12 protein-coding genes are annotated in these 13050 nt (G+C 52.3%); 8 read left to right on the top strand and 4 right to left on the bottom strand.

Annotated elements, in window-relative coordinates; all coding sequences use genetic code 11:
* From LWE61_RS17820 to LWE61_RS17810, 3 genes are all read left to right on the top strand, one after another.
* Positions 1 to 889: rhamnan synthesis F family protein (locus LWE61_RS17820; RefSeq protein ID WP_234152002.1), on the top strand; the 889-nt coding region annotated here is incomplete at its 5' end.
* Positions 890 to 1009: 120 nt separating this feature from the next.
* A complete protein-coding gene (locus LWE61_RS17815; protein WP_234152001.1) occupies positions 1010 to 2137 on the top strand; it encodes a glycosyltransferase family protein in 1128 nt (375 codons plus the stop codon).
* Between the two features lie 144 nt (positions 2138 to 2281).
* Entirely contained in the window at positions 2282 to 3043 is a 762-nt protein-coding gene (locus LWE61_RS17810) for a 2OG-Fe(II) oxygenase (RefSeq protein WP_234152000.1), read from the top strand.
* A 340-nt stretch (positions 3044 to 3383) separates the two neighbouring features.
* On the opposite strand, the gene LWE61_RS17805 is transcribed toward LWE61_RS17810, so the two are convergent.
* Positions 3384 to 4523, bottom strand: coding sequence for a polysaccharide biosynthesis/export family protein (locus LWE61_RS17805; protein WP_234151999.1), 1140 nt, complete (start codon positions 4521 to 4523; stop codon positions 3384 to 3386).
* Positions 4524 to 4772: 249 nt separating this feature from the next.
* On the opposite strand from LWE61_RS17805, the gene LWE61_RS17800 reads away from it, so the two are divergent.
* From LWE61_RS17800 to LWE61_RS17780, 5 genes are read left to right on the top strand one after another with little or no spacing between them, the layout of a single operon-like run.
* Entirely contained in the window at positions 4773 to 5957 is a 1185-nt protein-coding gene (locus tag LWE61_RS17800; protein ID WP_234151998.1) for a capsule biosynthesis protein, read from the top strand.
* Positions 5958 to 5959: 2 nt separating this feature from the next.
* Complete coding sequence (locus LWE61_RS17795; protein WP_234151997.1) at positions 5960 to 6742, top strand: ABC transporter permease; 783 nt, start codon at positions 5960 to 5962, stop codon at positions 6740 to 6742.
* A gap of 5 nt (positions 6743 to 6747) precedes the next feature.
* On the top strand, positions 6748 to 7395 hold the full coding sequence (locus LWE61_RS17790; protein ID WP_234151996.1) for an ABC transporter ATP-binding protein: 648 nt from the start codon (positions 6748 to 6750) through the stop codon (positions 7393 to 7395).
* A 14-nt stretch (positions 7396 to 7409) separates the two neighbouring features.
* The gene (locus tag LWE61_RS17785) at positions 7410 to 9179 is read left to right on the top strand and encodes a glycosyltransferase family 2 protein (protein WP_234151995.1); all 1770 of its coding nucleotides are present in this window, start codon (positions 7410 to 7412) and stop codon (positions 9177 to 9179) included.
* Entirely contained in the window at positions 9176 to 9988 is an 813-nt protein-coding gene (locus tag LWE61_RS17780) for a DUF5672 family protein (protein ID WP_234151994.1), read from the top strand. The genes LWE61_RS17785 and LWE61_RS17780 overlap by 4 nt, the downstream gene beginning before the upstream one ends.
* 217 nt (positions 9989 to 10205) lie before the next feature.
* On the opposite strand, the gene kdsA is transcribed toward LWE61_RS17780, so the two are convergent.
* From kdsA to LWE61_RS17765, 3 genes are read right to left on the bottom strand one after another with little or no spacing between them, the layout of a single operon-like run.
* Positions 10206 to 11030 carry a 3-deoxy-8-phosphooctulonate synthase gene (gene kdsA, locus LWE61_RS17775; RefSeq protein WP_234151993.1) on the bottom strand — a complete coding sequence of 275 codons (825 nt, stop codon included), beginning with the start codon at positions 11028 to 11030 and terminating at the stop codon, positions 10206 to 10208.
* A gap of 10 nt (positions 11031 to 11040) precedes the next feature.
* Positions 11041 to 11847, bottom strand: coding sequence for a 3-deoxy-manno-octulosonate cytidylyltransferase (locus LWE61_RS17770; RefSeq protein ID WP_234151992.1), 807 nt, complete (start codon positions 11845 to 11847; stop codon positions 11041 to 11043).
* A 16-nt stretch (positions 11848 to 11863) separates the two neighbouring features.
* Positions 11864 to 12931, bottom strand: a complete 1068-nt coding sequence (locus LWE61_RS17765; RefSeq protein ID WP_234151991.1) for a KpsF/GutQ family sugar-phosphate isomerase — start codon at positions 12929 to 12931, stop codon at positions 11864 to 11866.
* Between the last annotated feature and the right edge of the window lie 119 nt (positions 12932 to 13050).

The raw sequence follows: 13050 nt of genomic DNA, 5'->3' as shown, positions 1-13050 counted from the left end.
GGAATATATTGCACTGCACGCCGATCTGGAACTCGCGTTCCAAGACCGTCCTTGGGGGTCGCTCAACCATTATCTCTCAGGCGGCATGAGCGAAGCGCGCACCTATTGCGAGGCGCAACTCTATGGCGCATTCTCACCTCCAGATGAGATTTACGATGAGAATGTTATTGACGATCTAGGCGACAAGGTGCCGCTCTGTGTGCTCGTTCATCTCTATTACCCAGAGATGTGGGATGAATTGAAGGAATATATCGAACGCATCGATGTGGCGTTCGACCTTTACGTTAACTTGGTTGAGTCGACTTGGACAACCGAGGCGATCGCCAACATTAGGACTTCCTATCCTGAGGGGCATATCCAGATATCCCCGAATGAGGGGCGTGATATCGGCGGTTTCTTCCGTTTGCTCGATCATGTTGATTTCAAGCGCTATGTTGCCTTCACGATGATGCATTCGAAGAAGAGTCCGCATGTCTCGGCGCAGTATGCCGCGATCTGGAAGAAGAATTTGTTGGGTGCCATTCTAGGCGACAGGACGCGTATCAGGCAGAATATCGCAGCCTTTATCCAGGATACTGGAATAGGTATTATTGGTGCTGTGCGTACACGCCATACAAGTATGGAGCAAAATCTCGATCGTATGGGCCGGCTGTTCGATATCTATCAGATATCTGAGGAGAACCGCGATTGTGAATATGTATCCGGTACAATGATGATGGTGCGGTCGGAAGTGATGCGTGCTGTGTACGAACCCATGAAATCATACAAATTTCTTACCGGCGACGGTAAGGGGCTTGACCATCATGTTGACGGCCAGCTTGAGCATTCGATCGAACGTATATTCGGTAATGTCATGAAGGAATGTGGTTGCAGGTTTCTGTGGCGATGATCAGGGAAGACGGTGCAGCCATGGTACACGGGAACGGTTTCTGGTGAAATTCACTGTTGATAGCGCGGCTATGGTCGACAGCCATCATAATGATATCCGAATAATGCACGGGATATATTAATGAAGATAGCTTTTATTCTTCATGACTTCAGCCTGACAGGCGCGCCCAAGATCGGCCTGGACATCGCCAGTATACTGTCTAGGCGGCATACGGTTTCGCTTGTGTCCAAGAAGGATGGCCCGCTTCGCGCCTTTGCGGAAAAGGCGGGCCTGTCCGATGTCGCGATGATTAACACTAGCCATGAAACATCCCGCCTGTCGCTCAGCTCTCGGGTCGAGCTTTATGAGGATTATTTGAAACGCTTCAAGCCGGACTTGGTATACATAAACTCCCTGGCTGCCGCAGACTGGGCATCTGCCTGCTATATGCTAGAGATCCCGTTCTTGGTTCATGTCCATGAGATGCGGTCGGGTATTCGGGCGTTGGCTGTGGAAGGCATCTATTCCATCGGAGACATTCGACATGCCAACCTTGTTCTGTCTGCGTCTGAGGAATGCGGTCGGGACGCACGGGATGAATTGTTGCTCGGCAGTCGGTCCATCGTCAATTTTGGGGTGAGCATCGATTGTGCTGCCGTCGCGCGCAAGTCTTTGGAAGAGCCTGCCAAAGCAGTCAATGCTCGTAAAACGATCTTGGCTGATACGCCCAAGGATGGTCGCACTCGCCCCCTTATTGCCATGTGTGGTCAATCCTGTCTTCGTAAGGGCAGCGATATGTTTTGGGAGTTGGCATTGCGCGTTCCGGAATGTGATTTCCTGTGGGTCGGGCCGTGGGATGACGACACTTCAAAAGTGGTCAATCCTGCTTTGGCCATGAATAGCGAGCGTCCGCTCGACAATCTTTATTGGACGGGACTATTGGCTAACCCCTATTCTTCGATTGTGCGGGCAGATCTTTTTATGCTGACTGCGCGGGAGGATCCCAATCCGCTGGTTGTGCCTGAAGCACTGTCCTTGGGCGTGCCGGTTTGTTCATTTGTCAATACGGGCGGATCACGTTTTTGGACGGAGCGCTATGGTTTTTCGCTCGCGGGTGCGGTGAGTACGGATCGCATGGAAAGTTTTCTTAGAAAGCTGCTCGCGCAGACACCCTTAGATGCGCAACCCACCGCTGCCTTCTTTGAGGAGGCGGATATAGAGGGCAAGGTGCAGGAACTGTTGCAAGAGATTGAGGCTGTTTTGACTTGATAGAGTAATTGGGATGCCAGGGATGCTTTTCCAGCCTGAATAGTCAGGCGACATGGGTTGGTATTGCATTATTGTGTTTGGTTTTTCGGACATCACCGGTCTGAACAAAAAGGCCTAGATTATACTATGATTAGATATGATAATTTGAAGGAAAGTCTCAAGACATTTTCTGGAGCAAAGCCTTTTGATCATTGCATCGTCGATGGCTTTTTTGAAGATGATGTTGCCAAGGCGCTTGAGAGTGAGTTCCCTGATTATGAATCTCAAGACTGGTTTTTCTATAATAACAGCATTGAGCATAAAAAGGCATTGAACAGCTGGGAACGTTTCCCCCAGATGACTTACAAGGCGTTCTCAACATTGCAGTCGGAGGCGGTCACTGATTTGTTAGCGGACGCCTTGGGTGATAATATATATGTTGACCATGGCCTGAACGGCGGCGGCTGGCACATGCATGGCGAGGGAGGAAACCTCAATCCACATGTCGATTACTCAATTCACCCAAAGTTGGGCTTGGAAAGGGTTCTTAATATCATCGTCTACCTTTCATCCGGGTTGAAAGAAGAGCACGGCGGCCATCTTGGGCTTTGGGGGCATGACGCCGAGAGGCAAGCGCCCGGCGAGTTGATTGCTGAAGTGCCCCCTGTTTTTAATCGTGCCATTCTGTTCAATACGACGCAGAATAGCTGGCATGGTATGAGCCGCCAGATGAGCGTGCCTGAAGGCGTTTATCGCAAGAGTCTGGCTATCTATTATCTTCGTGATCCTGCGCCTGCTGCCGTTCAGCGTGGGCGGGCTTTGTTTGCGCCTCGTGAAGAGCAGCGTGATGATGCAGAAGTTTTGGAGACGATCAAGTTGCGCTCTGACGTTTCCACCTCCTCAAGTGCTTATCGCAGGAACACATGATGGTCTTTTCGTCGATTGCGATCACATAGGATCGGACTTGTTGTCGATATCGCCGGGAATCTCTAGTCGGCAATATCCTAGAAAATCGACCGACTCGATTTTGTGACCGCATGAGATTCTATGACCATTGGCGTTCTGGACTTGATATAGCTTGTAGGAGTTGGCCCTGCTATCTAACGGATAGCAGGTTTTTGGCGCCGCATTCTCCGCTATTAGGTTGAGGCGTGATCGCCCGTTCGGACATGATGACTGTACGAACGGGTGAAGTTATGCGCTCACTGTCGCTCTTATTCCTAAGTATACTATCTTACAGATTGCTTTCGATCACTGCGCTGGGCGTTCAGTTTGCCGTCGTGGCAGTGCGAATCATCAGGAATGGGCTAAAGAACTGGCCGATGATCTGGATAAGCTTCGATGGTTGATTGGATCTGGCGTTGCCGATGTACAGAACGTCCTGCGCTTTCATGGCGAATTTCTGGGCCAGAAAGTAGGATCCGGTCTTTTTCATGTTCAGATAGTAGATCACCGGCTTTTCCACTCCATCTTCTGCAACGTAACGGAAAACAAAAATAGCAGAAGGGTCGCCAGCGGAGGGGTTCGAGCCGCCGACCCGTGCTACCGCTTCGATCAGGTTCAGATCTTCTTTGCCGAACGCAAACTGGTCGACTTTGCCGGGGGCGCCGAAGGCGGTAAACGTTAATGGTTGGCGGTAGACTTGAATTCGATCGCCGGGCAGGATGCGTGTATCTTTAACCGACGACCGTGCGAGATGCGAGACTCGTTCTTCCAGAATCTGCGAGCCTCGGGTCAGGCGCACAATCAAATCCGAAGGGTCGCCGCGGTAGCCTCCTGCCAGCGTAATGGAGTCCCAAAGGGTTTCACGTCCGGTCGCTATCACTATCCTACCGGGTCGAGTGACTTCACCGCCAATGAGAACTGCTTGCGAGACTGGGTTTGCGATGGACACAAGCACTTGCGGCGACTGGGACTTTCCGCGAAGTCGCGAGGATATGACTTCTTGTAATTCATAGGTTGTCATACCATCCGCCCTGATCCGGCCGGCGAATGGAATGCTTATTTGGCCGGTTTCGTCGATCGTGATGGGCGGCAAGGTCTGGCCCTTGGCTGACCCGGTATCACTGACTGAACCCTGCGATATTCCGCTACTAGCGAACAACGAAACGCCAGCTTCATATATGACCACTTGGAGTGTGTCCCCAACTCCCAAGAGATTGATCGAATCCCGTGTTGCTGTGGGCATCAGGGGTTCTGTCTCTTCTTTGGGTTGCAAGGGGAGTGATTGCGCGTCCGTCAGCTGCACGACATGGAAGCCTAGGACATTGTCTGGAGTTGCCTGGGACTTCAAAATTTCGCGTCCGGTTGGACCGCTCGATGGCAATGTTGCGCATCCCGAAACCAGCAACGTGGAGGCGAGCAGAGTGGCCAAAGGAGGCCGGGCCGAACGAAAGTTGGAACTCATGGTTTTTTGCTGACCTTGGACGATTGTCGAGAGGATTGGCGCATGAAGCGGGGTGCCTAGCATCCCTTCGGCCGCAAAGGCAAAAGGCAAATGGAGGGAAGGGGGTGTCTACGCCCCTTGCGACACCCTGAGATTTCAATTAGAGGTTTGGCACGCAAGCGCCTTTATTCGCTGCTGGGACGAAACATTTTGCCGTGCTGAAATATATAATATGGGCATGGATACGGGGCGAAGAATCTGGAAATCCTTATGAATGTGATGCCCGAATTTTCTCAAGAAGAGACTGCCCCCGCTTCAAGTCATTTGTTGCCGAAGAAGGGAGGGGGGCTTGGCCGATGGGCTGCTAAGCATAAGTGGTTCATTCTTTTTGTTGTTTTTCCTGTGTCGCTGGTTGCCATTTATTATGGTTTCATCGCGTCGGACCAATATGTATCGGAGTCCAGTTTCGTCATCAAGGCGCCGGGGCAGCGTGGCACTCAGATCAGCAGCTTGGCGAATTTGATCCAGACAACAGGTGTGTCGGGCTCGCAGGATGAGACTAGTGAGGTCATCGGCTATATTCGCAGCCGTAGCGCTTTACATGACGTTATGCGTCGGGAGAATGTCCGAGCGATTTATATGTCGCCTGTTGCTGATCGTTTGTCGCGTTTTCCATTTCCGTTGAAGGAAGACAAGTTCGACAGTCTTTTCAAATATTATGGCAAGATGGTGGATGTGAACGCCGCGCATGACTCTGGCCTGGTGCGGCTCACGGTCAAAGCGTTTACCCCCCAGGAAGCCTATGTTCTGAATCGCAGTCTGTTGGACTTGAGTGAGATTCTCGTCAACCGGCTGAATGATCGCGCTCAACGCCAAGCGATAGCCGAGACCGAAAAGCGCGTTGCGGAGGCGCAGGCGAGGCTCAAGGATGTACGGGTGCGCTTGGCGCAGTTCCGCAACTCGGAGGATTTGATCGATCCGGAGAAGCAGGCTGGAGCAATCTTGGAAATCGCGTCAAAGCTGAAGGTGGAGCGAGCCACTTTGCAGGCGCAGGCCAATGTCATGCAGAAAGAGACGCCGAACCATCCGGCCTTGCCAAGCATAAGATCGCGGATTACCGCGATCAGCGGTTTGATTGGCGGACAGACCGGGCAGGTTGTCGGCGGACGTTCGGCTATTGCATCGAAGCTTGGTGGTTATGAGGCATTGGTGGTTGAACAGCAGTTCGCGACTCAATTGTTGACGATCGCGAGTTCGGCTATGGAGCAGGCCCGCTCGGAAGCGGTTAAGCAGCAGTTCTACCTCCAGCGCATCGTGGCGCCGAATGTGCCAGATCTTGCCGAATATCCCAGCAGATTGAAGATAGTCCTGACCGTGTTGGGTGCAGCGCTCTGTCTGTATTTTATCGGCTGGATGCTAATCGTTGGCATTCTCGAACATGCTCCTGAGGACTGATTATGGCGTCGTTGTCCAAGGGGTGGCGCATTCAGGTCCGCGTGATCAATGCGCTAATGATACGCGAACTGGCTACCCGGTTTGGGCGGGAGAATATCGGTTTCCTGTGGATCATGGCCGAGCCACTCATGTTCGCCAGCGGTGTTGCATTAATGTGGCACTTTATGAAGGGTACGGAGGAGCACGGCGTCGGGGTCGTTGCTTTCACGATTAGCGGTTATATCCCACTGGTCTTGTTTCGACATGCCGTTGGACGTTCCATAGTGTTGTTCACGGCGAACGGCAGCCTGATGCATCATCGCCAGATCAAGATTCTGGATTTCGTGCTCGTGCGGTTCCTCCTAGAGTTTCTGGGCCATATGATGGCGTATCTATTCATCGCTGTTGCGTTGCTGCCGTTCGATCTGTTCCCTGTCCCAGCTGATTTAGGTATGCTACTGCTCGGTTGGATTTATTATTCCTTCTTTACTTTGGCTTTCTGTTTTCTTCTCGCGCCATTGAGTGAGATGTCAGAGATCATGGAGAAGATCGTCCCTGTTGCGACCTATTTGATGATCCCTTTTTCCGGGGCATTCAACATGATGTCCTGGCTGTCACCTGGGGTGCAGGAGGTTCTGTGGTATTCTCCCCCCGTGCACGCCATGGAGATGATGCGTGCCGGACTTTTCGGGGAAGCGGTCCAAACTACCTATGACTTCTTTTATCCCGTAGCATTCAGCGCAATCATTACCGTCATCGGGCTTGCTCTGTGTCGGAAAGTGCGAAAGAATCTGGTGGTCGAGTAGAAGCCATGATCGAATGTATTGACCTAAAAAAGACGTATAAGCACGGCCATGAGGTCAAGCATGTTCTCAAGGGGATCAACTTCTCTATCAAGAAAGGGGAGAAGGTTGCATTGCTCGGCCGGAATGGGGCGGGCAAGACAACTTTGATAAAGCTCATTGGCGGAGTGGAAATGCCGACGTCCGGCAAAGTCGTTCGCAAAATGAGCGTTTCATGGCCTTTGGGGTTTGGCGGTGGCTTTCAGGGAAGTCTGACTGGGTATGACAATGCTCGGTTTATCGCGCGCATCTATGGTCATGAGTATGGCGAACTGCGTAGTTTCGTCGAGGATTTCAGTGAATTAGGTCGGCAACTTCGGATGCCAGTGAAAACTTATTCTTCAGGTATGAGGGCGCGTTTGGCTTTCGCATTGTCATTGGCAATTGAGTTTGACTGTTATTTGATCGACGAAGTTATTCTGGTTGGTGATCAGAATTTTCAACGAAAATGCTACCATGAGTTGTTTGAAAAGCGTTCGGACCGAGCGTTGTTGCTCGCATCTCACAGTCTACCACAGGTGGAAAGTTATTGTAGCGATGCGATCATTATCAACGATGGTCGAGCGGAGCGCTATAGTGATCTTCGTGAAGCGGAGGATATTTACTCTCGACTTTGATATGTGCATGATATATGCTTTTTATCATTTGGGTTGAGACTTTGAAATCTGCGCAGCGCTTGATGGAACGCATTTATATCTTCGGGTTGGCGCTGAAGGTGGATCCTAGAACAGCGTTGGAAGGTTTGATGTGGCGATTGCGCGGCAAGGTCGTTCGCAGTCGCAATATGGTGCAGAAAATGGCTGCTCGGCATCCTCGCTATTATCCTTTCTGGATCAAATGTGTGGAGGCTGTCTCATGCATTCCTCTCGGAGAGGCGCGGAATGGTGGCATTCTTTGGCCCATCACCGTCCTTATCCTGATCGATCAAGAGGTTGACCAAGGCAAGATCAAATTTTCCATCGCCAGCGTGCAGGGTGCCTTTGGCGCGAATGCACGTTTTGAAGTGATCTGCTCACCGAAAATGCATGGAACTATGGCAGGGTGTAGGACGCTCCGTCAGGCTCTGCACCAGACTGGCAGTGAGGCTGGATATATTGTGCCGTTGTTCGCGGGTGATGAACTGGCTCGAAATGCGGAACGTATCCTACAACAGGCGATAGTTCTCAGTGATGCTGCGGACGTCATCTACTGGGACGAAGATCGTCTCGACTCAAAGGGGGAGCGCGCTGAACCCTGGATGAAGCCGGACTGGGACGCCTTGCAGTTTGCCACGCAGGATTATGTCAGCGGTGCCGCCATGATCCGAACTGATTGCGCCAAGGCATTAATGGCGCATCCTCTATGTCATGGTGAAGTGCAATTAGACATTCTGTTCGCGGTTGCGGTCCTTGCAAAAGGCAGTGGCCGCCCCTGGCATGTTGAGCATGTCCTGATCCACCGCCGGGGGCCTGATGCCAGACAAGATGGCGATCGTGCGATCAACATTCTGAAAATCCTTGGGGAGCCTGCGGAGATTGGCGCTGTTATTGGTCATGGAGTGACGATAGTTCGCTGGCCATTCCCGAAGCAGCCGCCATCTGTATCCATATTGGTGCCTATACGCGACCATGTCGATCTGCTCAAAACCTGCATGGCTGGATTGCAGATGATCGACTATCCAGGAGATATCGAGATCATCGTCATCGACAATGATAGTGAAGAGGAGAGTACGAAAATCTATTTAAAAATGCTGGCATCTGCGGGTGTCACTATTCTTCCCCAGTCTGGCGAATTTAATTATGCACGCATCAACAATCGAGCCGTAGAACAGGCTAGAGGAGATTTTATCTGTCTTCTCAATAATGATGTGGAAATGCTGGACGGTGACTGGTTGGGCTTGATGATGCGCCATGCGGTGCGGTCGGACATAGCGGCAGTCGGTGCCAAATTGCTTTATCCTGATCGCACCATACAACATGCAGGTGTTGCGATTGGCCTGGGAGGAGCGGCGGGGCATTTGCACCGGCATGTTGCGAACGATGACTGGGGATATTTCGGCCAGCCGCATATCAGCCGGCATGTGACTGCTGTAACTGCGGCCTGCCTGCTCGTTGAAAAGGCGAAGTTTCTGGCGGTTAATGGGCTTGATGCAGAGAATTTCCCGGTAGCATTCAATGATATCGACCTTTGTCTCAAATTTGTTCGCCACGGCTGGCACAATGTCTATTGTCCTGAGGCGATCCTTATCCATCACGAATCCAAGTCGCGGGGCAGCGACATGGCACCGGAAAATTATGAACGTTTCAGCAAGGAACTGGCGAATCTGAGGAGGCTTTGGGGGACCGAGATCTATAAGGATCCTTATCTTAACGGCCGCTTTTCACGGCGAAGCGAGGGGTTGTATCTGGAACTGAATCCGTGACCGGCATCAGTGTGGCCGGGGTGCAAAAATTGAACTTGCCGGATATCACGCTGTGCGCGGTGACCAGCGTTCTTTTGCCGGAAACACTTCAAGCCCTTCGCCGTTGCATGGATGTCGCGGAGTTTCATGCTGTAAAGCTATTCTCCAATGCAGAGATAGATACTCCATCCGGTGTCAGCCTGATATCGGTGCCATTTCTTGGATCGCGTAAGGCCTATTCCGACTTTCTGCTGCGCCAACTCGCGGTTCATGTCACCTCCAGCCATGTGCTGATCGTGCAGTGGGATGGCTTCATTCTTGATCCCGCTGCGTGGCGAGATGAGTTTCTCGACTATGATTATATTGGGGCATGCTGGCCGCAGTTCCGTGACGGCCATGATGTAGGTAATGGAGGCTTTTCGCTTCGGTCAGCGCGGCTTCTGGATGCTTGCACCCGCCTTGATATTCAAACCGACGATCTTGAAGATGTGCAGATTTGCCGTCTGCATAGGCGCGGGCTCGAAGTCGACCATGGCATTAGATTCGCCCATAGAGCTATTGCCGAGGCATTTTCCTTTGAGCGGGAAAAGAAGAGCGGCGGAGAGTTTGGTTTCCATGGGGTATTCAACATGCCTGACGTGCTTGGCTTGAAACAGTTCGCACGTTTCTATCGGGGAATCGATCCGATCTTTGTCAATCGTCGTGACCATGAGTTGTTAGCTAGGGTCGCTCTAAATCAGCCTTTCAATCCTCATGCCTGGAACATATTAGGTGTCTTCTTGCGGTATAAAGCAGCAAAATTGATAAGCAGAATATTGGGGCGCCATTAGGTTGTATCGACATCTAGGGGTTCCCAAGAAATGTGATGCCGGATTCAGGAATTTCTCCAGATTTGAGCAATGTAATTTGTATTAATTATTTTGATTTTAGTGAGGCTCGAGAAACTCCACCGCATCGCTGTTCGATACGAAAGAATTCTTCAGAGCTGCCTTGAGACTCTACAACTCGCAGTGCTGCATTTCTGGAGCACCGGAATGTCGGTGTAGCTTAGGCTTTGACTATGTCGTCGATTGCTTTGACCTGTTTCAGGAAGTCGGCCAGTTTGTCGAGCCGCAATGCGCTAGGCCCATCGCAAAGGGCTTGGGCCGGGTCTTGATGTGCCTCTACGAAAAGGCCAGCAATGCCCAGTGCAATGCCACAGCGGGCAAGAGCGGTAGCCTGGGCTCCCCGTCCATCTGCACTGTCTGAACGGCCGCCTGGTCGTTGTAGAGCGTGGGTCACGTCGAAGATTACCGGTGCCATCGCTTTCATCACATCCATGCCGAGCATGTCGACGACCAGGTTATTATAGCCAAAGCTCGTACCGCGTTCGCAGAGCAGGACGCGCTCATTTCCACATTCTGCAAATTTCTGCAGAATATGACGCATTTCCTCTGGAGCGAGAAACTGGGGTTTCTTGACGTTGATAATGGCTCCGGTCTTGGCCATGGCTTCCACCAAGTCTGTCTGTCGTGCCAGAAAGGCAGGTAATTGGATGATGTCTGCTACTTCGGCAGCAGGCAGGGCCTGTGCTGTTTCATGGATGTCAGTCAGAATAGGCACGGAGAAACGCGACTTGATCTCGGCAAGCAGGGCGAGTCCCTGTTCTAGGCCAGGACCACGAAAGCTGTGGATCGACGAACGATTGGCTTTGTCGAAACTGGCCTTAAAAACATAAGGAATGCCGAGCGATTGTGTCACCTCGACGAAGTGGTTTGCCGCCTCTAGCGCCATGTCGCGGCTTTCCAGAACGTTCACGCCGCCAATAAGCACAAATGGGTGGTCATTTGCGAAGCGGATGCCGCCATTGAGCCTGATTTGATGGTCGGTCACGCGCGCAGTCTCATGCAATGCCTCGGATACGGAAGACGGCTTCAATGGCAGGCGCGTCCTCAGGATTGTTCAATTCTATGCAATCCCATGCGATAGGGTCGAATGGCACCATCCGGATGGAAAGGCCGCCTTCGAGGAAGCGGAGTTGCTCTAAGCCTTCGAGATTCTCCAAAGTGGTGGGAGATCCCTCCGCATAGGCTGCCAGTGCTGGCAGCGTGTAGGCATAGACACCAAGGTGGAGATGGGTGGAAAGATAGGCTTCAGGGTCTCCAGGGGGGCGGTGGGGGATGACTCGCTTCGAGAAATAAAGCGCATTACGATCATTATCAAATACGACTGTTGTGCCGCCCACCCGGTGATGAGCCTGATCGGAAATCAGATGGTCATACAGGGCAGGAGAGCAGCGGACCGCAGGCGTTGTCATGATCGCGCCGGGTGATTGTGCCAGTTCATCCACCAGTTTGCGGACGACGAAGGTCGGGGTGAGCGGAGCATCACCCTGAAGATTGACGACGATATCTGCCACATCGCCCAGCTTGGCTACTGCTTCCGCACAACGCTCGGTGCCATTGCGGCAGTGTGCCGAGGTTATGACCACTTGGCCTCCGAAACTGCGAACCTCTGTCGCAATGCGCTCGTCGTCTGTGGCGATCCAGATACCGCTATGGCCCTTGATCGACGATGCGCATTCCCATGTCCGGCGAATCAATGTTTTACGTTCACCGCTGGCGCCCTGGAGTAGAGCGAGCGGTTTTCCGGGATGGCGTGTCGATGCAAATCGTGCCGGAATGATGATAGCAAACGACTTATCTGTCATTGGGAGTACATGTTGTTCATTCGAGCCCGAAACGGAGAAAGTCATGCAGGTGTACGATGCCGATCGGCTTTTCGAAATTTCCACCCTCTATGTCGAGGACAAACGCAGCCGAGATCTTGTTGGCGTTGAGATAGAGGAGGGCATCCTGCGCCAAAAGATCGGCGCCCAATGTTTTGGGATTGCTAGTCATGATATCGGCAGCGCGGGCACTGTTCAGATGGCTGAAATGGCGCCGCAAATCACCATCCGTAATGACGCCGATCAGTCGTCCTTCGTCATCTGTAACGCCTGCGATACCGAAACTACCCGATGTTATGACCAATATGGCGTCTGTCATGCTTGCGTTGGCACCGACCATCGGCATGCGGTCGCGACCATGCATAACATCGCGCAATGACGTCAGTCGCAGTCCAATCGTCCCTCCTGGGTGCAGGGAGCGCAAGCTGTCGCTTGTTACTCCGCGCATGTCCATGACGGCAAGCGCCAGCGCATCGCCAACGGCAAGTTGCATCGTTGTTGACGTGGTCGGGGCGATGTTGGCGGCGCATGCTTCCGGCGTGGAGGGAAGGATCAAGCCGATATCGGAATAATCCATCACTATCGAGGACGCTTGCGATGCTATACCGATAATCGGAATAGACAGAGCTCGTGCGTAATGGAGGACGGGTCGAAGTTCTGCGGTGTTCCCGCTATTTGAGATAACGATCAACGTGTCGCCTTGAATCATCATGCCAAGGTCGCCGTGAGAGGCTTCGGCGGGATGCAGGTACAGGGACGGGGTACCTGTCGCGGCAAGCGTCGCACTGATCTTGCGGGCGATATGGCCCGATTTGCCCATGCCAGTCACGACCACCCGGTTCTTGGTGTGCAGGATCATGTCACATGCAGCAACGAACCTGCCATCCAGTGCATTTGCTGCCAGTTTCAGTGCGTCCGCTTCCGCCTGGATTACTTCGCGACCTCGGTTCAATGTCGCCCAGTTCATAGAGGTTTGGTCTTTCAACGCCTCGGCTACCAAAATATCGGTCCTCAGTAAAACATCATCGACTTTTGCAAATTTACGACCTTCTGCTTGCTCGACCATCTTTCCGGATCTCTTAATGGCCGCAGGCGCTGCACCGGTCTTCCTACATTTTTCGACTTTTGGTTGGCGTGGACGGCTTCACAGGTGTCGACCTATACCGCAATCTAGAGCCATCTCAA

The organism is Sphingobium sufflavum (genome assembly GCF_021403115.1).
In the GTDB taxonomy this organism is placed as follows: Bacteria; Pseudomonadota; Alphaproteobacteria; order Sphingomonadales; family Sphingomonadaceae; genus Sphingobium; species Sphingobium sufflavum.
Note: the sequence above shows the minus strand (reverse complement) of the source record. Positions and strands in the feature narration are given on the sequence as shown.